This is a genomic window from Laedolimicola ammoniilytica (assembly GCF_025567165.1).
Taxonomy (GTDB): domain Bacteria; phylum Bacillota; class Clostridia; order Lachnospirales; family Lachnospiraceae; genus Laedolimicola; species Laedolimicola ammoniilytica.
Window position 1 is genome coordinate 132,069 of record NZ_JAOQKC010000005.1, and the last position, 21,124, is coordinate 153,192.

18 protein-coding genes are annotated in these 21,124 nt (G+C 52.2%); 4 read left to right on the forward strand and 14 right to left on the reverse strand.

The features are described from left to right. Positions 1-134: 134 nt before the first annotated feature. The gene (locus OCV63_RS05455) at positions 135-1,313 is read right to left on the reverse strand and encodes a cation diffusion facilitator family transporter (RefSeq protein ID WP_158362532.1); all 1,179 of its coding nucleotides are present in this window, start codon (positions 1,311-1,313) and stop codon (positions 135-137) included. 255 nt (positions 1,314-1,568) lie between these two features. Between OCV63_RS05455 and OCV63_RS05460 the strand changes: the two genes are divergently transcribed. Next, positions 1,569-3,023 carry a nicotinate phosphoribosyltransferase gene (locus OCV63_RS05460; protein WP_158362533.1) on the forward strand — a complete coding sequence of 485 codons (1,455 nt, stop codon included), beginning with the start codon at positions 1,569-1,571 and terminating at the stop codon, positions 3,021-3,023. A gap of 89 nt (positions 3,024-3,112) precedes the next feature. Here the strand turns inward: OCV63_RS05460 and OCV63_RS05465 are convergent, their stop codons facing one another. Beyond that, a complete protein-coding gene (locus OCV63_RS05465; RefSeq protein ID WP_158362535.1) occupies positions 3,113-4,063 on the reverse strand; it encodes a LysR family transcriptional regulator in 951 nt (316 codons plus the stop codon). Between the two features lie 136 nt (positions 4,064-4,199). Between OCV63_RS05465 and aspA the strand changes: the two genes are divergently transcribed. Then, positions 4,200-5,627: an aspartate ammonia-lyase gene (gene aspA, locus OCV63_RS05470; protein ID WP_158362537.1), complete on the forward strand. Its 1,428-nt coding sequence runs from the start codon at positions 4,200-4,202 to the stop codon at positions 5,625-5,627. A gap of 130 nt (positions 5,628-5,757) precedes the next feature. Then, positions 5,758-7,131 (forward strand): sodium-dependent transporter, encoded by a 1,374-nt coding sequence (locus tag OCV63_RS05475; protein ID WP_158362539.1) that lies wholly within the window; start codon positions 5,758-5,760, stop codon positions 7,129-7,131. Between the two features lie 148 nt (positions 7,132-7,279). Here the strand turns inward: OCV63_RS05475 and malQ are convergent, their stop codons facing one another. From malQ to OCV63_RS05525, 10 genes are all read right to left on the reverse strand, one after another. After that, entirely contained in the window at positions 7,280-8,746 is a 1,467-nt protein-coding gene (gene malQ, locus OCV63_RS05480) for a 4-alpha-glucanotransferase (protein ID WP_158362541.1), read from the reverse strand. A 6-nt stretch (positions 8,747-8,752) separates the two neighbouring features. Further along, the gene (locus OCV63_RS05485; protein WP_158362543.1) at positions 8,753-8,992 is read right to left on the reverse strand and encodes an HPr family phosphocarrier protein; all 240 of its coding nucleotides are present in this window, start codon (positions 8,990-8,992) and stop codon (positions 8,753-8,755) included. 35 nt (positions 8,993-9,027) lie between these two features. Continuing rightward, a complete protein-coding gene (locus OCV63_RS05490) occupies positions 9,028-10,125 on the reverse strand; it encodes an ABC transporter ATP-binding protein (RefSeq protein WP_158362545.1) in 1,098 nt (365 codons plus the stop codon). A gap of 88 nt (positions 10,126-10,213) precedes the next feature. Beyond that, positions 10,214-11,224: a LacI family DNA-binding transcriptional regulator gene (locus OCV63_RS05495; protein WP_158362547.1), complete on the reverse strand. Its 1,011-nt coding sequence runs from the start codon at positions 11,222-11,224 to the stop codon at positions 10,214-10,216. Positions 11,225-11,232: 8 nt separating this feature from the next. Further along, entirely contained in the window at positions 11,233-12,075 is an 843-nt protein-coding gene (locus tag OCV63_RS05500) for a carbohydrate ABC transporter permease (protein ID WP_158362548.1), read from the reverse strand. Position 12,076: 1 nt separating this feature from the next. Further along, positions 12,077-12,928 carry a carbohydrate ABC transporter permease gene (locus tag OCV63_RS05505; protein WP_158362550.1) on the reverse strand — a complete coding sequence of 284 codons (852 nt, stop codon included), beginning with the start codon at positions 12,926-12,928 and terminating at the stop codon, positions 12,077-12,079. 87 nt (positions 12,929-13,015) lie between these two features. Further along, positions 13,016-14,362: an ABC transporter substrate-binding protein gene (locus tag OCV63_RS05510; protein WP_262670655.1), complete on the reverse strand. Its 1,347-nt coding sequence runs from the start codon at positions 14,360-14,362 to the stop codon at positions 13,016-13,018. Positions 14,363-14,553: 191 nt separating this feature from the next. Next, on the reverse strand, positions 14,554-14,823 hold the full coding sequence (locus tag OCV63_RS05515) for a hypothetical protein (RefSeq protein ID WP_158362552.1): 270 nt from the start codon (positions 14,821-14,823) through the stop codon (positions 14,554-14,556). Positions 14,824-14,903: 80 nt separating this feature from the next. Continuing rightward, positions 14,904-15,452, reverse strand: a complete 549-nt coding sequence (spoVT, locus tag OCV63_RS05520; RefSeq protein ID WP_158362554.1) for a stage V sporulation protein T — start codon at positions 15,450-15,452, stop codon at positions 14,904-14,906. 407 nt (positions 15,453-15,859) lie between these two features. Beyond that, entirely contained in the window at positions 15,860-16,831 is a 972-nt protein-coding gene (locus tag OCV63_RS05525) for a 2-hydroxyacid dehydrogenase (protein WP_158362556.1), read from the reverse strand. 223 nt (positions 16,832-17,054) lie between these two features. Between OCV63_RS05525 and OCV63_RS05530 the strand changes: the two genes are divergently transcribed. Beyond that, positions 17,055-18,242: an acetate/propionate family kinase gene (locus OCV63_RS05530; protein ID WP_158362558.1), complete on the forward strand. Its 1,188-nt coding sequence runs from the start codon at positions 17,055-17,057 to the stop codon at positions 18,240-18,242. A gap of 261 nt (positions 18,243-18,503) precedes the next feature. Here OCV63_RS05530 and OCV63_RS05535 read toward each other — a convergent pair whose 3' ends face one another. Together OCV63_RS05535 and OCV63_RS05540 are read right to left on the reverse strand one after the other, a co-directional pair. Then, on the reverse strand, positions 18,504-20,447 hold the full coding sequence (locus tag OCV63_RS05535) for a glycoside hydrolase family 25 protein (protein ID WP_158362560.1): 1,944 nt from the start codon (positions 20,445-20,447) through the stop codon (positions 18,504-18,506). 139 nt (positions 20,448-20,586) lie between these two features. Beyond that, a complete protein-coding gene (locus tag OCV63_RS05540; protein WP_158362562.1) occupies positions 20,587-21,123 on the reverse strand; it encodes a DUF3877 family protein in 537 nt (178 codons plus the stop codon). Position 21,124: the final 1 nt, after the last annotated feature.

The following is a 21,124-nucleotide window of genomic DNA, read 5'->3' on the forward strand; positions in this document are numbered from 1 at the left end:
ATACCATAGTATTTTACAGATTGCAAGTGTTTTTTTCATTTTTCTTGAAATTTTTTCTTGAAACTCACTTGCGGGATTACTCCGGTGGAATTTCATCCCGCAAAGTGAAATTCACTTTTTCATCTTGCCATTTTTCAGGTCTCCGCCATAAACGCATTGTCAAAGGTAATCACACACTGAAACCGGCTGTCCAGGGCATGTACTTTTTCCTGAATGGCTTTGCGCAGCTTCGGCCGTTCCTTTTCGCCGTAGGAGAAAGGCACAACCACGTCAAAGATCAGATTTATCTGCTTCTCTCCGTCCACAATCCGGAAATCATGCAGGGTAAGCTGGGGATCCAACTCCTGAAGCACCTTCAGTACCTCCTGTTTCAGCGCTCCTACTCTCGCGTCCTCCGTTTCCACCGGATCCATATGAATCACCAGAAAGATTCCCAGCTTCTTCACCGCGTCCCGCTCGATCCGGTCAATAATCTCATGGGACGTCTCGATATCCACATCACTCGGTACCTCCGCGTGAATAGACGCAAGACTTTTGGTTGGCCCGTAGTTATGGACGATCAGGTCATGGCTGCCCAGAATGCCGTCATAGCTTTCCACGAAATCCATGATCTTCCGGTACAGTTCCGGATCCACAGACTGCCCAATCAACGGCTCCAGCGTATCCTTCGCAATCCCGATACCAGCCCACATAACCAGCAGAGAAACCACCAGTCCCACATAGCCGTCGATATTGATATTTGTAAAATAGAAAAACAGAATAGAACCCATGGTGGCCAGCGTGGTCACCACATCCCCCAGGGCGTCCGCGGCTGTGGCCTGCATCACCGTAGAATTGACCCGTCGTCCAAGCTTCTTATTAAAGAGGCTGAGCCAGAGCTTCACAGCCACGGAAGCCAGCAGAATTCCCATGGAAATCAGGTTGAAGCTCAAATCTTCCGGCGTACGGATTTTCGCAAGGGCATTCTTCAAGAAGGTAAAGCCCACCTCAATGACCAGAAATGACACGATCAGAGCCGCAATATATTCAATGCGCCCATGGCCGAAGGGATGTTCCCGGTCGGCGGGCTTCTCCGCCATTTTGACGCCCACGAAGCCAATGACCGAAGAGGCCGCATCGGACAGGTTATTGAAGGCGTCGGCCATGACGGACACGCTGTGGAGCACCAGACCTACGGTCAGCTTCCCGGCGAACAGCAGCAGATTGCAGACGATGCCCACCAGGCTGGCCAGCACGCCATAGGCCGTCCGGACCTTCGCCTCCTCCGTATTTTCATAATTTTTCACAAAGGTTTTCACCAGTAATTCTGTCATCTTTCATTTCCCCCATGTTCAAGCAACTGTTGTCTATCACTAACTTCCCATATACAGAGATAGCACCAGAATACAGCCTTCGCCGCATCTGATGCTATTCTGTTTATCTTACATTATTTCTATGAAAAAGGGAAGAGGATCTTGTTATTTTTTTGTAAATGTGCTATCTTGGTAACATCTTAATTTAATGACAAGACAGCTGTCGGTTCAGGGAGAGCCGTCGCTGTCCGAGAGTGCGAAGGAGCGCAAACGATTATGAGTACAATGAACCTGACTCTGCTGACCGATCTTTATGAGCTCACCATGATGCAGGGCTATTTCAAAAATCACACCAATGAAACTGTTATTTTCGACGCCTTTTACCGGAAAAATCCCTCCGGCAACGGCTTTGCCATCGCGGCTGGCCTGGATCAGGTGATCGATTATATTAAGAACCTGACCTTTAACAAGGACGACATCGAATATCTGAGAAGCCTGAAGCTCTTCGACGAGGACTTTCTGGAATACCTGAGCAATTTCCATTTCTCCGGCGATATCTATGCGATTCCTGAGGGAACCGTCGTATTTCCGCGGGAGCCGCTGGTGAAGGTAATCGCGCCGATTATGGAAGCCCAGCTGGTAGAAACCGCTATTCTGAATATCATCAATCACCAGAGCCTGATTGCCACCAAGTGCGCCCGCGTGGTATACGCTGCCAAGGGCGACGGTATCATGGAGTTCGGTCTGCGCCGGGCGCAAGGACCGGACGCCGGTATCTACGGCGCCCGCGCTGCCATGATCGGCGGCTGTATCGGTACCTCCAATGTGCTGACCGGCCAGCTCTTCGATGTTCCGGTAAAAGGCACTCACGCCCACAGCTGGATTATGAGCTTCCCGGATGAGTATACTGCTTTTAAGAAGTATTCCGAGCTGTATCCGGATGCCTGCATTCTACTGGTGGATACCTATGACACACTGAAATCCGGCGTGCCGAACGCTATCCGCGTCTTCAAGGAGATGCGCGAAGCCGGTATTCCGCTTACCTCCTATGGTATCCGTCTGGACAGCGGCGACCTGGCTTATATGTCCAAGAAAGCCCGCAAGATGCTGGACGAGGCCGGTTTCCCGGATGCGGTTATTTCCGCTTCCAGCGATCTGGACGAGTACCTGATCAACAGCCTGAAGGATCAGGGCGCAGCCATCACCTCCTGGGGTGTCGGCACCAACATGATCACCTCCAGCGACTGCCCGGCTTTCGGCGGCGTATACAAGCTGGCGGCTGTACAGGACGAAAACGGCGAGTTTATTCCGAAGATTAAGCTTTCCGAGAATTCTGAGAAGATTACGAACCCGGGCAACAAGACCGTATTCCGTCTCTATGACAATGAGACCGGCAAGATCCGCGCGGATCTGATTGCGCTGGCCGACGAGACCTTTGATCCGGAAAAGGATCTGCTGATCTTCGATTCCATAGAAACCTGGAAGAAGACCACCTTAAAGGGCGGCACTTACCATGTACGGGAGCTGCTGGTTCCGGTGTTCCTGAAAGGCGAGTGTGTATATACTTCTCCGAGCGTTATGGAAATCCGAGATTACTGTAAGAAGGAGCAGGAAACCCTCTGGGATGAGACAAGAAGACTTACCAATCCACATCAGGTATATGTGGATCTGTCTGATAAGCTGTTCCGGATTAAGACGGGACTGCTGGATCAGATGAGCCAAGGGAAATAAAACGGACGAAAAACCAGGGTGTGGCCCTGGTTTTTCTGACTTTTGATTTCGCAAGGGGTGGAGCTGCCTGGGACAGGCTCCGCCCCGTTTTAGGTTTGAGGGGCCGGAGTGGTGGTGTGTTTCAGAAATTCCTCCATGGCCCGGGTCCGGTATCTTCCCGCTTTCCAGTAGAACCGTAATCTTCGGCTGCGACGGGCCTCCGGCAGCTTGAAGTAGACCACGTCAGGTCGGGCTGGAACTTCGCGGATCAAAGTGTCGCTTACGAAGGCGACGCCGAGACCGGAACAGACGACATGGTAGGATGTGAGCTGCTGGTCCAGCTCCAAAGAAATGTCAGGAGTGATGCCGGCGGTCTGGAGAATTTCTACGGCGCGCTTGCGGGTGTCGTTTTCGGGCTTCAGCATGACGAAGGGTTCCCGGGCGAAGAGCTCCAGCGGGACGGGCTTCACAGACTCGTCCTTCCAGCCGCCGGTCACGATCATTTCCCGGGAAACGATGTAGGGGCTGGCTTCCCGGATAGCCGGGAACTTGTAAGGAACGGCCAGGAACAAGGTCTCTTCCCGGTAGATGGCGTGGTCAAAAAGCTTCGGATCCAGCTTACAGTTGTCCAGCATCATGTCGATGCGGCCCTGCTGCAGAAGGCGGGCCAGCTCGGCGGTGCTCTCTTCCACCAGCTCCACGTGTACCTTCGGGTAGCGGGCTGAGAAACGGCCAATGAGGCCGGGCAATACCCAGGACGCGAAAAGGCTGCTGCCGCCCAACACCAGCCGCCCGGTCTTCAGTTCTCCCCAGTCATTGACGTAATCGGCAAATTCATTTTCCACGGCCATGATTTTCTCTATAGACTGAATATATTTTTCCCCGCATTCCGTCAGGGACAGGGGCTTGGTGCTCCGGTCAAAGAGCGGATACCCCACCTTTCCCTCGATCCGTTTGATATTGGCGCTTAAGGACGGCTGGGAGATACACAAGCGCTCTGCCGCCCGGGAGATACTTTTTTCCTGATAAACCGCATAGACGTATTCCATTCCGCGAAACATAATTTTTTCTCCTATAGTATAGTTTTAAAGTTATATAACTTATATCAATATATGTATTTGATTATATTATAACAGCTGACTATAATGAAGACAACAAGAGAAATAAACACAGGAGTTATGTTAAAGGAGAAGGGTTATGAGCGAAAAGATAGAATACAGAGTAGAGAAAGACTCCATCGGTTCCAAAGACGTACCGGAAGACGTATATTACGGCGTCCAGTCCCTGCGTGCCGCAGAGAACTTCCATATCACCGGACTGAATATGCATCCGGAAATCATCAACAGCCTGGCTTACATCAAGAAGGCTGCCGCAATCACCAACTGTGAGATTAACCTGCTGGACAAGAAGATTGCTGACGCGATTGTCAAGGCCTGCGACGAGATTCTGGCCGGTCAGCATCATGAGGATTTCATCGTGGATCCGATTCAGGGCGGCGCCGGAACCTCTATCAATATGAATGCCAATGAGGTCATCGCCAACCGCGCCATCGAGCTTCTGGGCGGCCAGAAGGGCGATTACTCCATCGTACATCCCAACGACCATGTAAACTGCGGCCAGTCCACCAACGACGTCATCCCCACTGCAGGCAAGATGACTTCCCTCCGTCTGCTGCAGAATCTGAAGAAGGAGCTGCTTCGTCTCCACGCCGCATTTTCCGAAAAGGCGGAAGAATTTGACCATGTGATTAAGATGGGCCGTACTCAGATGCAGGACGCAGTTCCCATCCGTCTGGGACAGGAATTTAAGGCTTACTCTGTCGCAGTTATGCGTGATATCCGCCGTATGGACATCGCCATGGATGAGATGCGTTCCCTGAACATGGGCGGTACTGCCATCGGTACCGGTATCAACGCCGACGAAGCGTACTTAAAGCGTATCGTTCCGAACCTGTCCGAGGTATCCGGTATGGACTTTATCCAGGCCTTCGACCTGATTGATTCCACTCAGAACCTTGACCCGTTCGTATCCGTATCCGGCGCTATCAAGGCCTGCGCCGTTACCTTATCCAAGATTGCCAATGACCTTCGTCTCATGTCCTCCGGTCCCCGCGCAGGCTTCCATGAGATCAACCTTCCGGCAAAGCAGAATGGTTCTTCCATCATGCCGGGCAAGGTAAACCCGGTTATTCCTGAGGTAGTCAACCAGGTTGCCTTCAATGTCATCGGAAATGACATGACCATCACCATGGCTGCTGAAGCAGGCCAGCTGGAGCTGAACGCTTTCGAGCCGATCATTTTCTACTGCCTGTTCCAGTCCATCGATACTCTGGCTTACGCCGTAGAGACCTTCGTAGACAACTGCGTCGTTGGAATCACTGCCAACGAGGAGCGCTGCCGTTATCTGGTAGAAAACAGCGTGGGTATTATCACTGCCATCTGCCCCCATGTGGGCTACCAGAAGGCTGCCGATATCGCCAAGAGAGCCATGAAGTCCGGCGATTCCGTCCGGGAACTGATTCTGAAGGAGAACCTGCTGACGGAAGCAGAGCTTGATGAAATTCTGAATCCGGTTCAGATGACCGAGCCGGGTATCTCCGGCAAGGAGCTTCTGAAAAAAGATTAATGTCCCAACTTTAAAAGCCGTCATCCGCGTTTACTGCCATCTTTCGCGGATGACGGTCTTTTATTGCTTTTTTTCGCCCTCTGTGGTACACTATACCCTACATGACCAATCAACATAGGGGGATAGATTTATGAGTTCACATAACCACAAAAGAAGCTCTTTTTCGGGAAAACTGGGCTTCGTGCTTTCTGCTGCAGGCGCTTCCGTAGGCCTGGGCAATATCTGGCGCTTTCCGTACCTGGCGGCCAAATATGGCGGCGGTATTTTCCTTCTGGTTTATATCGTTCTGGCCCTGACCTTTGGCTACACTATGATCGTGGCTGAGACAGCCCTAGGACGTATGACAAAGAAGAGCCCGGTCGGCGCTTACCATTCCTTTGGAAAGTCTAAATGGCTGTCCTTCGGCGGCTGGATCAACGCGATTATTCCGGTACTGATTGTGCCCTACTATTCCGTTATCGGCGGCTGGGTTATCAAATATCTGGTAGAATATATCATCGGAAACGGACATACCCTGGCTGCGGACGGTTATTTCTCCGCCTTCATTTCCAATGGCGTCTCCACAGAGCTTTGCTTCATCGTATTTTCTCTGTGTACCCTGCTGATTATCTACGCAGGCGTCCGCAATGGAATTGAGCGGGTATCCAAGATTATGATGCCCATTCTGGTGGTGCTGTCTGTGGTTATCGCGGTTTATTCCGTGACCCGGCCCGGGGCTTTGGCTGGCGTGAAGTATTTCCTGGTACCGAATCCGGAGAATTTTTCCTGGATGACCGTGGTGGCGGCCATGGGGCAGATGTTCTATTCTCTGTCCATCGCCATGGGTATTCTGGTGACCTTCGGCTCTTATATGAAGAAAGATGTTTCGATTGAAGAGTCCACGAAAAATGTGGAGATCTTTGATACTGCTATCGCGATTATGGCCGGCCTGATGATCATTCCGGCAGTATTCGCCTTCTCCGGCGGAGATCCGGATACCCTGCAGGCAGGTCCGGCTCTGATGTTTATCACCATTCCGAAGGTATTCGACAGCATGGGAATGGGTACTATCGTGGGTATCCTGTTCTTTGTCCTGGTACTGTTCGCCGCTATGACCAGCTCCATCGCCCTGACCGAAAGCGCGGTGTCCACCTTCGAGGACGAACTGGGCTGGGGCAGAAAGAAAGCAACCGTCATGATCGGCATTATCATGCTTGCCCTCGGAACCCTGTCCTCCTTAGGCTACGGTCCCCTGGCCGCTGTGGAAATCATCGGTATGCAATTCCTGGATTTCTTTGATTTTCTGACCAACTCTGTGATGATGCCCATCGCGGCAGTCGCTACCTGCCTTCTGATTTCCAGAGTCATCGGCGTAAAGGGAATTGAAGAAGAAGTGCTCCACGGGGAACACTCCTTTAAGAGAAAGAAGATTTTCCGCGTCATGATCCAGTATCTTGGCCCGGTCTTTGCAGTCATTATCCTGCTCAGCTCCGTGGCAAACGCCTTTGGGTGGATTTCGATGTAAGACTTTTACATCATTCTTGTACGATTTGTTTACAGATAATATATGATCTATTTTATGCTTAATTGCAGCTTTTCTATCTTTTGTAAATAATTGGATAAAAAACAGGACATAGCTTTTGCCATGTCCCGTTTTTTTCATCCGTGCTTTTTTATTTTTCCAGCCTTCCGCAGGCTTCCATCTTCTCTCGAAGCTCTGCAGCCAGCTCTGGCGTAAAGCTTCCCTCCTTCGCCCTCCAGCGCCAGTTTTCGCCTACGGTGGACGGGGTGTTCATGCGGGCTTCGCTTCCCAGTCCCAGGATATCCTGCACCTGTACGATAGCAAGCTCTGCCCGGCTCTTCCAGATGGCAGTGAGCATAGCCCGGGCTGCCGCCCCATCCTCTGTCTCATGGAGATATTCCCTGGCACAGGCCACATCCTCCGCCGGAGCTGTTTTCATCCAGCCCAGCGCCGTGTCGTTGTCGTGGGTTCCCACATAGGCCACGCAATGCTCCGGATAATTTTCCGGCAGATAGGCGTTGCCGCCTCCGTCCCGGCTGTCAAAGGCAAATTCCAGTACCTTCATTCCCGGAAAACCGCTGTCCTTCAGAAGCTGGTGGACCGACTCGGTCAGATACCCCAGATCCTCCGCAATGATCCGCTGCGGCCCAATCTGTTCCTCCACTGCCCGGAACAGAGCGATTCCCGGTCCCTGCTTCCAACGCCCGCCCCGGGCCGTTGTGTTTCCATATGGAATCGCATAGTAGGAATCAAAGCCCCGGAAATGATCGATCCGCAGGATATCATAGACCTTGCAGAGATACTGAATCCGTCTGACCCACCAGTCATAATCGTTCTTTTCCATATATTCCCAATCGAAGAGGGGATTTCCCCAGAGCTGTCCGTCTGCGGAAAAGCCGTCCGGCGGACAGCCGGCCACTTCCCTCGGGTTCCGGTTCTCGTCCAACTGGAACAGCTCCGGATGTGCCCACACGTCCACGCTGTCCAGGGACACATAGATGGGCAGATCTCCAATCAGACAGATTCCCTGCTCATTGGCATAAGTGCGAAGCTCCTCCCACTGCCGGAAGAACAGATACTGAAGCACCTTCCAGAAGCGGATCTCCTCGGCATACCGAAGCTCGATTTCCTCTGTCGAAAGGGCTTCCCACTCCTGCCAGGACGCTCCTCCATGGGCGTGCTTCATGGCCATGAAACGGGCGTAATCTCCCAGCCAGTAATCATTGTTCGCACAGAATTCCGGATAATCCGAAGGAATCCGCGTAAGGAACCGCTCTGCGGCCTTCCGCAGAATCGGGTAACGCTTTTCGTACAGGGCTCCATAATTGACCTTCTCCGGCACGCTTTCCCAATCTACCTCTCCATACTCCTGCCATTCCAGAAGTCCGTCTGCCTCAAGCAGCTCCAGATCAATAAAGTAAGGATTGCCCGCGTAGGTAGAAAAGGACTGGTAGGGAGAATCCCCGTAGCTGGTGGGACAGATGGGAAGCAGCTGCCAGTAGCCCTGGCCCGCCGCCTTCAGAAAATCAATGAATTCCCGCGCCGGTTTTCCCATGCTGCCGATTCCGTAAGGACTCGGCAGGGAAGAGAGGTGCATCAAAATTCCACTGCTTCTCACCGGCCATCACGCTCCTTTTTCCACAAGATAGGGTTTCAGATCCTCCTGAAGCTTTTCATCCCCGTCCGTATAGGCACAGAGATCCAGCGGGTGGGTCAAATCCAGGGAAAAGATACCCATAATGGATTTGGCGTCAATGGTATAGCGTCCCGACACCAGATCGAAATCATAGGGATAGCGGGTAATGGTATTTACAAAGTTTTTTATTTTTTCAATGCTGTTCAATAAAACGGTATATTTCGTCATCGTGATTTTTCCTCCTGACTGCCCGATTTTTAATCCTAATGACAGATGATGGCTTCCGTCTCCGCGTCAAAGACATGAATTTTGTTCACATCCAGAGCCAGCTTTGCCACATCCTCTGCGCGGATTCCGGTGCGGGACGGCACTCTGGCCACCAGCTTCTGTCCGAAGCAGGTCAGATACAGATAAATCTCAGAGCCCATCATTTCCGCCAGATCTACCTTCGCCTCAATATTGGAAGCGTCGGAGATAGCCAGGAAGGACTCTTCCGCGTGAATGTCCTCCGGGCGGATGCCCATGATAACCTCTTTGCCCACATAAGCCTGGAGCTCCGGCTTGTTCACCGGAATCCGGTAATCGCCAAATACCAGTACGGTTCCGGCAGCATCCTTCTCCACCTTCACGTTTACAAAATTCATCTGGGGAGAACCGATAAAGCCTGCCACAAACTTGTTGCAGGGATAATTATACAGGTTCTGGGGCGTATCTACCTGCTGGATAATACCGTCCTTCATGACTACGATACGGTCGCCCATGGTCATCGCCTCAGTCTGGTCATGGGTTACATATACGAAGGTAGTCTGCAGACGCTTATGTAATGCGGCGATCTGGCTTCTCATCTCGGTACGGAGCTTGGCGTCCAGGTTGGACAGGGGCTCGTCAAGCAGAAATACCGCAGGGTTCCGCACCATGGCGCGGCCCAGTGCCACACGCTGTCTCTGTCCGCCGGACAGCGCCTTGGGCTTCCGGTCCAGATACTCCGTCAGACCCAGAATCTCGGCTGCCTCACGTACCTTTTTGTCAATCTCGTCCTTGGGCGTGCCATGAAGCTCCAGGGCAAAGGACATATTTTTGTATACCGTCATATGGGGATACAGGGCATAGCTCTGGAATACCATCGCGATATCCCGATCCTTGGGCGCCACATCGTTCACTCTTCTGTCGCCGATGTACAGGTCGCCTGAACTAATCTCCTCCAGACCCGCAATCATGCGGAGGGTCGTGGACTTTCCGCAGCCGGACGGACCGACTAGCACGATAAATTCCTTGTCGTGAATTTCCAGATTCAAATCCGGAATCACTGTATTTTTATTGTCATAGGTTTTCACCACATGCTTAAATGTAATATCTGCCATTTTTCTTCCTCCTTACCGTGTCCGCCCAGAGCGTACACCGTAATTATTCCATATCTTCACCGTTACCCATCTTATCTTCTGTTCTGTCTTAGCGGGCGATTTTCGCCGCGCTCTCTCCCTCCACGATATCGAAGGGAAGAAGCTCATGCACCGCCGGACGCTCTCCCGCAATATCCGAGAGCAGAATTTCCAGGCTCCGGTCGGCTATCCTTTCTCGGGCCTGGCGCACCGTAGTGAGCCGCGGAGAAAGATAATTTCCCAATTCAATTCCGTCAAAGCCCATCACGGAAACGTCCTCCGGTACCCGAAGTCCCCGGTCCCGGATAGCGCGGATGGCGCCCACTGCCAGTACATCTGCCATGGCAAATACCGCCGTCAGATCCGGCATTTGCTCAAACAGCTGCTCCATGGCGTGATAGCCCTCCTCCATGGAAAAGAACGCCGACCGGTATTGCCGACCGGGCTCCAGCTTTATACCCTGCTCCGCGAAGGCCTTTTCGCAGCCCTTGTACCGGGTATGGGCCGCATGGGACTTTTCCATATAGCCGCCCAGGATACCGATGTTCCGGTGACCCAGCTTCAAAAGATGCGTTACCGCTGCCTGCGCTCCTGCCTCGTCGTCTGTACTGACACTGGAGAGATTGTCAAAGCCCAGCTCCGCCGCCGAATTGGTAACCAGCACGCAGGGAATCTCCAGCCGGTCAAACCGCTCTTTGAAGAACTCCAGATCGCTTCCCAGAAAAAGAATCCCCAAGGGATGCCGCTCCAGGCACACCCTTTCGGCCCGCTCCACCTCATTTTCCTCCTCACCGATATAGTAGATGAAGGGAGCATACTTTTTCTCGCTCATAAGCCGCTGCAGCCGCTCCACGATGGAAGCGAACAGCATATTCTGGGAACCCTTTACGATAATCGCGATTCCGCTGCTGGCCTGCTGCTTCAGGTGCTTGGCGTTGCTGTTTAGTTTGAAATGGTGCTTTTCCACCACCGCCATAATGGTTTTTCGCGCTTTTTCCGATACGTCCGGATGATTATTGAGCACACGAGACACCGTGCCCACCGCGTATCCGGACTCCTTCGCAATGTCTTTGATTGTCATCTGTATGTTTATCCCTTAACTGCTCCCGCAGCCACTCCTTTGATAATGTGTTTCTGGCCCAGCAGATATACGGTAACAATGGGAATTACGGTTAACATAATACTTGCCATCATAGGACCCATCTCTACTTTACCATAACTTCCGCGGAAATACTGAATCAACATGGGAATGGTCTTATAATTCTTAATATCCAGTACCAGGGTCGGCAGAAGGTAGTCGTTCCATACCCACATGGCCTCCAGGATTCCTACGGATACCAGGGTCGGCTTCAGCATGGGAAGCACAATCAGGAAGAAGGTCTGCAGCGGATTGCAGCCGTCAATCATGGACGCTTCCTCCACCTCCAGGGGAATGGATTTCATAAAGCCCGCGAACATGAAAACTGCCAGGCCCGCGCCGAAGCCCAGGTAGATAATCCAGATATTCCAGGGCTTGTTAAGGTTTAAGGAATCCGCTGTCTGGGACAGGGTAAACATCACCATCTGGAAGGGTACTACCATGGAAAATACAAACAGGTAATACAGAATCTTTGACAGCTTTCCCTTTACCCGGGTGATGTACCAGGCGCACATGGAGCAGCAGATAAGAATCGCCGCCACAGAGGTGATGGTAATCAGAAGGCTGTAGCCTAAGCTCTGTAAAAAGCCTTTGGAGGCAATCGCGTTGGCGTAGTTCGCCAGGCCTGCGAAGGTGTCCGCCGTCGGCAGGGTGAACGCGCCGGCGGTGGTAATCGCCGTCTCCCTCTTTACAGAGTTAAAGAGAATCATGACGATCGGATAGACGTACAACAGTGCCAGAATGCTCAGAAACACTACCATGACGGTATCCTGTATCTGTTTTTTCTTTCTCATCTTACTGCTGCACCTCCCTCTTACGTGTAGCCCGCAGCTGGAGCACGGAAATTACGATAACCAGCAGGCAGAACAGTACGGCCTTGGCCTGGCCGAGGCCCTTCCACTGGGCGCCTGCCCTTGCGTAGAAGGTCTGATAGATGTTCAGTGCCAGCATCTCTGTCATATGGTTCGGATCTCCTCCGGTCAGTGCCAGGTTCTGGTCAAAGAGCTTGAAGGAGTTGGTCAGCGTCAGGAATACACAGATGGTAATGGACGGCATAACCATAGGAAGCTTCACCTTCCATAAAGTCTGCCAGGGCGTCGCTCCGTCGATCTGGGCTGCCTCCAGCAGGTCATCGGAAACATTCTGCAGTCCCGCGATATAGATGATCATCATGTAACCAATCTGCTGCCAGCACATGAGAATAATCAGTCCCCAGTAGCCTGCGGAGCTGTTCAATGCCAAAAGCGGCTGTCCCACGATGGAGAGCACGCAGTTGATCAGAATCTGCCAGATATATCCCAGCACGATACCGCCGATCAGGTTCGGCATAAAGAAGATCGTACGGAAAATATTGGTACCCTTAAGCTTCCGTGTCAGAAGCAGCGCCAGTGCAAAGGCAATGACGTTAATCAGCACAATAGAGGCCACCGCGAAGAGCACGGTAAACTTAAAGGAGCTTAAAAATGTAAGGTCGGAAAAGATTTTTTTATAATTTCCAAAACCTGTGAATTTCGCGTTTTTTACTGTCGTAAACTGGCAGAAGGACAGATACAGTCCCTCAAAGAAGGGAATGATAAATCCAATCGTAAAAGCCAGAAGCGTGGGCAGTACAAAAAGGGGCGACCAGCGTTTGATCGCTTTTTCCATGATTCTGCACTCCTTTCTGAGTTAAAATTGAGTAGAAAAGGGGCAGGCAAGTATAAACTGCCCGCCCCTTAAAATAGTCTCTTTCTTTTACTGGCCGTTCGCCATCTGGTACTCGGTTGCCCATCCGTCAACGAATGCGGATACAACGCCTGCCCAGTTTGCGTCGGTCTGGTCTGCTGCGTATGCGGTCAGAGCCTGGCCTACGCCGTTCTTCCACTCCTCAGAGGGCATGGTGGTGAAGTTCCAGGATACCGGAGTCTTGCCTTCTGCAGTGTACTCTGCGTCCTGCTTTACAAACAGGTTCTTGGATTCCTGCGCGCCCTTGAACGGAATAACGAAGCCCATATCCTCAGCCATGGTCTTGGTTCCCAGCTCAGAGGTTACACACCAGTTCATGAAGTCCAGAGTTGCCTTAATATCTGCCTCGTCTGCCTGGTTGTTCACACACCAGTAGTTCTCTGTACCGGTGCAGAGACCCTGATTTGCCTCGTCGCCAGCGCCGATATAAATCGGAATCATAGCCAGGTCGTCATCGGTATAACCGCCGTCGCCTGTCAGGTTCGCGTACTCCCAGGAACCATTCTGGAAGAAGACTGCGTCGCCTGCCAGGAACTCGTTTCTGGAGTCGTCGCCGGTCTTAGCGGAAAGCTCCTTCGGATCGCAGGTGCTGTTATTGATGTACAGATCCCACATATCGCGGTAGTTGTCCAGATAGGTTCCCTTGATGGCGTCTGTGCTGCTGATACCATCGGTCTGATACTCAAAGTAAATCGGCAGGTTTGCCAGATGGGTCTTGAATCTCCAGTCAGAGGAGCCGTCCATACCTGCGGAGGTAAATGCCGCAAAGCCAAGCTCAGAGGAGCGTGCTGTGATATCCTCGGCTACCTTTTTCAGATCCGCGAAGGACTGGATATCGTCGATAGTGTAGCCTGCCTTCTCCAGCAGTGTCTTATTTACAATCAGTCCGTAGGACTCGATTACATATGCGATGCCGTATACGGTGTCGTCTTCCTTCAGCGCGTAGTTATCGCTGGTCAGCTGTCCGTAGATATCGGATCCTGCCAGGTCATAGCAGTAATCCTTCCAGTTCGCCAGACCCACCGGTCCGTTTACCTGGAACAGGGTCGGAGCGCCGCTCTTGCCCATCTCACTCATCAGAGTGGTCTCATAGTTACCGGATGCTGCCGTTACAACGGTTACCGGTACGCCGGTCTCGTCGGTATAAGCCTTTGCCAGGTCCTGCCACTGCTGATCCTGCTCCGGTTTGAAGTTCAGATAGTATACAGAGCCTTCTGCTCCGCTTGCTTCTGTGGTATCTGCCTTCGTGTCTGTAGATGTAGAGGTGTCTCCTCCGTTGGAAGATCCGCCGCAGCCTGCCAGCATGGAAACTGCCAGAGCGCCGCTCAGTGTCAGGGCTAAGAGTTTCTTGTTCATAATGATTTCCTCCCGTTCATGGTGGAATTCCTTGTTGGAATCCGTTTTGGAAACGTTTCATTGGAAACGTTTCCAGTTCTTATGCTTCTATCATAGTCTCTTTCACGAAAAAAAGCAAGAAGTTTTTTCTACTCCCTGCTTTTTTCGTCAGTTTTACAGATTATTAAGCTTGCTTTTTGTGCAATTTTTCACTAGATCCACTCGCAATCACCGCCGGTGACTGCCAGGCTTAAGAGTCCGTCCATTTTTTCGATCTCTTCCTCGCCCTCCAGCTTCTCGATGAGCTCCGCCGTATCCATCACATCCTCCATGGATTCATCCGGCCCGATCTCATAGTCGATATCCATCGCGCAGTCCGGGCATGGAATCCGCTGCATGGTCTGCAGGGATAAAAAGCGGTTGCCGCATTTTTTACATTCATAGAAGCCGCATTCTTTGGTTCCTTCGGGTACGTAGTACATACTTTATGCCTCCCAGTCTCTGATGTTTCATATTTTAAACAGAAACCGGTATAACGTCAATTATTTTAAACATAAATTGTCTAATTCTCCATCTGCCGCCCCAGAAAATTCGCAGCGGTCAAGGCCAGTTTCAGCTCCATATCACCCATTTTCACCTTTGGATCCCGGGAAAAGAGGATGACGGCGCCGATGGCGTCGCCCCCGGCGATGATGGGACAGATGGTCTCGCTGCAGATCTGCCCGGCGTCCTCTTCCACGAGACCCACAAATTTTTTCTCGCCCGCCTCCGTCTGCTGGTTTTCCCGCTCCTCGATGAGCTTCTCCAGCCCGGGACTGATGGATTTTCCCAGATATTCCTTCTTTGCGCCGCCCGCCGCCGCAATGACCGCGTCCCGGTCGCAGATGCAGACCATCACGCCCGCTACCTGCCCCAGACTATCCGCGTATTCCTTCGCGAAGGTTCCCAGTTCCCCAATGGGGGAATATTTTTTCAGAATAATCTCGCCTTCCCGATCCGTGAAGATCTCCAGTGGATCGCCCTCCCGGATTCGAAGCGTCCTGCGTATCTCCTTCGGAATCACCACTCTGCCCAGATCGTCTATCCGCCGCACAATTCCCGTTGCTTTCATATTGTATTTTCCTCCATTGCATACATTAAGCTTTGGAGTTATTATGTGGAAATCCGGCGAAATTATACTGATATTTTTTATGTACCGGGATAACACAGTCGAAACTTCTGTATTATACTAAGAAAGAATGTGCCAATGGCACATTCTCGCGTCGAGGCGCGGTTGCTTCAGCAACCATCTACCACTGCGCCGAGTGCGATCCCCCGGAGGGGCTTTTTGCTCTATAAGAATCATGACTTTCACACTTTAATGTAACACGATATTTCCTATAGAGTAAAAAAACAGGAACAGTTGCTAAGACTTTACAGAAGCTGTAACGTTAAATTTTCTTTCATACGCGCAAAGAACCGGAAACTTTCTTATTTTATTGAAAGTTTCCGGTTCTTTTATTCTATCAAAATCCGTTTTTATTTGATCTCATTTACCAGATTGTTATTCTGGAAGAACTCCTTCACATTGTTCAGGGTGGTCTCCGCGATATTAGACAGGGCTTCCTCAGTCAGGAACGCCTGATGGGAGGTCAGAAGCACGTTGGGCATGGACACCAGAAGCTGCAGGGTGGCGTCGTCCACGATTTCACCGGAGCAGTCCTCGAAGAAGTAGTTGGCCTCCTCCTCGTATACATCCAGACCTACGGCGCGCAGCTGCTTGTTCCACAGGGCCTCTACCAGGGCAACGCTGTCTACCAGGGCGCCGCGGGAGGTGTTAATGAGGATGGCGCTGTCCTTCATGATGGCGAAGCGCTTCTCGTCTACCATGTGGTGGGTCTCGTCGGTCAGCGGGCAGTGCAGGGAGATGAAATCACTCTCGCGGAACAGGGTATCCAGATCCACGTAGTCGATGCCCTCCACCGGGTACATATCATAGGCAATGACTTTCATGCCGAAGCCACGGCAGATGTCAATGAACATGCGGCCGATACGACCGGTTCCTACGACACCGACAGTCTTGCCGTACAGGTCCACGCCAGTCAGACCATTCAGGCTGAAATTGAACTCACGGGTACGGTTGTATGCCTTATGGGTCTTGCGGTTCAGGGTCAGCAAGAGGGCCATGGCATGCTCTGCTACCGCATGGGGGGAGTAAGCCGGTACGCGGACGGCCTTCAGGTCGCCCAAGGCCTTCAGATCCAGGTTGTTGTAGCCTGCGCAGCGCATGGCTACCATCTTTACGCCCAGCTTCTTCAGCTCATCCAGAACCTCTGCGTCGATGGTATCATTCACAAAGGCACACACCACGTCGCAGCCCTTCGCGGAGTCTACGGTCTGTGCATTCAGTTTATGCTCCATGTAGCGGATATCAATCTCTCCATCGCTGTTCCACTTCTTAAAAGCCTCAATCTCATAAGGTTTTGCATCGAAAAACGCCATTTTAATCATAATATTTCCTCCTGTGCGAGCTGCATCGGAAAATGAATTCGTTACTGTGAACCGTAACATGAATTACAAATTTTCACTCACTGCTTTTTTATATTGTGTATGCTTTTGGTTTTTGCTATACTAATAAAATAACAGGAGATTTCTGTTTTGACAAGATTATAAGTGATATTTTTTTAACAATATTGTGTATTTTTTAACGAACAATCTGCTTTGGAGGGGTTTTATGAAGGTTTTAGTCTGCAATGCCGGGAGCACGTCTCTCAAATTCAAACTATTCAACATGCCCGCTGAGGAGGTGCTTGCCGAAGGAAAAGTAGAGCGCGTCGGCACCGACACAGCGATTTTCCATTTTTCCAAACCGGACGGTTTCCGCATCTTCCAGGAGAATCTCTCCATTCCTACCTATACAGAAGGCATTCAGCTCTTTCTGGACCGGATTCTCGATAAAGAGAACGGGGTTCTGGGGAATCTGTCTGAGCTCGCACGGGTGGGATTCAAGACGGTGCTCTCCAGGGACCATTACGGCATCCACGAGCTGACGCCCGAGGTGCTTCAGGGCATGGAGGACTACATGGTAGTGGCTCCGGCCCACAATAAGCCTTATCTGGAGGCTATCCGCCAGTTTCAGAAGCTGACGCCCGACGCCATGCTGGTAGGTGCTTTTGAGACGGCTTTCCATCAGACCATCCCGCAGGAGCGGCGTATCTACGGCATCCCCTGGGAGTGGTACGAGACTTACGGCATCCAGCGCCTGGGGTATCACGGCGCTTCCCATAGCTACGTGGCCGAGACCCTGACCGACCTGTACGGATCCACAGGCAAGGCCATCTCCTGTCACCTGGGCGGCAGCGGTTCCTTATGTGCCATCGACGACGGGAAAAGCGTCGACACCAGCTTCGGTATCTCCCTGCAGGTGGGCGTGATTCAATCCAACCGCTGCGGCGATATCGACCCCTTCATTGTTCCCTTTTTACAGAAGGAGGGGCTTTCCCTGGATGAGGTTTTGGATGGCCTGACGAAGCGGGGAGGACTCCTTGGCATCTCCGGCGTCAGCAATGACCTTCGGGACGTACAGGAAGCCGCTGACGCAGGAAATGACCGTGCCAAGCTCGCCATCGACGTCTTCTGCAATGGCATCGTCCGTCACATCGGCGCTTACTACGCAGAGCTGGGCGGCCTTGATCATCTGGTCTTCACCGGCGGCATCGGCGAGCACGGCACCCGCATCCGCGAGTCCGTCTGCCATCAGTTAGCACATATGGGGATTCTATTAGATGATAAAAAAAATCAGAACTGTACCGGAGCGAACACGGTGATTTCCCGCGACAATTCCCCGGTTACCATCCACGTCATCCCGGCCAACGAAGAGCTGGGTGTGGCAAGAAAAACTTACGCCTATCTCAGGACCTAACACGGTCCGATCACATTCCCCTCGAAAAGGGCTCCGTCCATTGGACAGGGCCCCTTTCTTTTTGCAACCATCTACCACTGCGCCGCAGTGCGATACTATTTTTTATGTAACAGGGGATTCCATAGGAGCAACCATCTACCACTGCGCCGCAGTGCGATACTATTTTTTATGTAACAGGGGATTCCATAGGAATTTCCTGTTACATGGATAAAAAGCGCTTCACCCCGCATCGGGTGAAGCGCTTTCGCCTGCCTGTCATTTTTAGATGGAACTGATATTCATATCCACATTGCCCGGCACGCCGTCCACAGAACCCTTGGAGGTGTTCTGCCAGATGTCGTAGCGTCCGCCGTAGCCGCACTTTTCTGCGTAGTGGGCTACCCAGATGCGGTAGCTGCCGAACTGGGATACGTCCAGATGGGACGCGAACCAGCTCTTGCTTGCGTAGACCATGGGCTTGTAACCGGAGTTTGCCACAGTGTTGCAGAATGCCACGGTAATCCTGGTCCGTTCTGCCTTGGAAAGTCCGTCCGCACGGCCTCTTCCGCCTGCCGCGTACTCGCTGTCGATGGCGATGGGCATGTTGATGCCGTACTGGTTCGCCAGCTTCACGGCCATACTTGCTTCCTCTACAGCCTCAGCCTCGGTAATGGCCTGACTGAAGAAGTAGATACCTACACGCAGGCCTGCTGCCTTGGCGCCGGAAATATGGGATGCGAACTTCGGATCCTGAACCAGGACACCGGAACCGTAACCACGGTAGCCGCAGCGGATGATCGCGAAGTTGATGCCCGCGTTCTTTACCTTCTGCCAGTTGATACCGCTCTGATACTTGGACACGTCGATTCCGATGGTGCCGGAGCGGACGCCCTCGCTGCTGAAGGTGTACTGGATCCCCTGGATAACCTGAGTTCCGGTCACTTTATTGCCATTTTTATCGAAATAATAGGTTGCTCCGTCGATGGTCTGCCAGCCGGTGTATTTCACGCCGCTTGCGCTGTCCTCGTATACCGGATCGCTGCTGGTGTCATAGACCGGCGCGCTGCTGGTATCGTAGACAATCTTCTCCGTGGGCGCTGCCTTCAGAAGCATCAGACCGCGGACTACCACGCTGGCCGCCGGAGTGGTGGTCGACAACGCTTCGGAAGCCGAGGGTTCGCTGGGACTCGGGCTGGGGCTCGGAGTCTCGCTGGGACTCGGGCTTGTACTCGGGCTGGGGCTCGGAGTCTCGCTGGGACTCGGGCTTGTACTCGGGCTGGGGCTCGGAGTCTCACTGGGACTCGGGCTTGTACTCGGGGTCTCGCTGGGACTCGTACTCGGGCTGGGGCTCGGAGTCTCGCTGGGACTCGTACTCGGGCTCGGCGTCGTATTCGTTGTCATATCCGCGCCGCAGCGGTCACATTTCTTGTCCCCGTTGCTGTCCACATGATCTGCAGCCGGCTCGGAAATAATCTTCGCGTACATGGGCGTACCGTATTTATCCAGCTTCTGCTTGGCATATACCAACTGTCCCCACTGATCTACCTTCTGCTTCGGCTCGGTCTTGGCGGACTCCACATATTCCACCGTATCCTTCAGGGTCTGGGCCGTACCTGCGCTGTCGTTGCCGGTAGTATTGGAATCCTCCTTGGCCACGTTGATCTGGCTCTCGCTCTTGATCTCCGCGGATACGTCCACTGCTTTATACTCGATATTGGCCTTGACGTCCGCCGTGATATCCGCCGGTACGCTGTAGCCGCCGGAAGCCTTCATGGATACCGTACACTTGCCCGGCTTCATGGACTTCACGTAGATAATGCCGTCCTTATCCTTATCTGTATAGCTCTCCGTCTTCTTGGCGGAATCGGTCACAGTCACCTCAAAGGCTGTTCCGGTAATGACCTTTCCGGTCTTCTGGTTTACGATCTGAATCTTCAGATCCTTATCCAGGGAAGTCGCCTTCAAAACCACCGAAATCTCCTTGGCATCCACCTTCGCCATCTGTGTGTTGTCTCCATCCAGACGGGTCAGCTCAGCCACATAAGACTTGTTCATGGTCAGTCCGATGACACTGGCCTCTGCAGTCTCCTCCTCAGAATCCTGCTGCAGATCCGTCACAGTCGGAATCATATCCTCCGACACCTGTGTTCTGGAGCTGCAGCCGCCAAGCAACGACACAGTCAGAACCGCAGAGAGCAGTAATGCCCCCACTCGTTTCGCTTTCATAATACCTCCTCATTTGTTCCTCGGCCCCTTTTATCGGGGCTTTATTTCTGCTGCTTTGGATTAGCAGTCATTGTCCTATATAATATAACACCTATATTTGTAGTTTTCAACCGCCCGGGCCGAATTTTTTACAAAATTGTTACAACAATTTCTGGTAATCCTCTTTCAGGAAGCGATGGTAAATGAGGTGTCCCATCTCTTCCTTTACACAGTAATAGTACTCGTCCACGGACGGATCCTCGAAATGCAGGGCTTCGTCAAAGTCCGAGCCCTCCGGCATCTCCTCGCACACGTAAGCACCGAACTTCTCGAAGACCGCCTTCACATCCCCCACGCTCTTATCGTGGGGATTGGAAAACAGGTCAATGATGGCTTTCAGGAAGGCCACGTCGCCCATGTGCTCATGGACGTACTTTGCGCCCTCCGGCGGCACGCTGACCTCGATGCGGCCTGCGCTTACCCGGAAGCTCATAGCTCCCAGCACGCTCTTTCTATCTGCAAATAGAGCCGTAAGCTCCGTTACCATTTCCTTCGCTGTCTCACAATTTGTTCCCAGTAAAAGATTCAAGGAGGCCACGGGGTAGTAAAGCCTCATGGTCTCCTCTTCAAACCCGAGCTTCAGCTGGGCCTCTTTCATCTGGTCAATGAGATTCTGTTCCAGTCTCTCTTTTCCCATA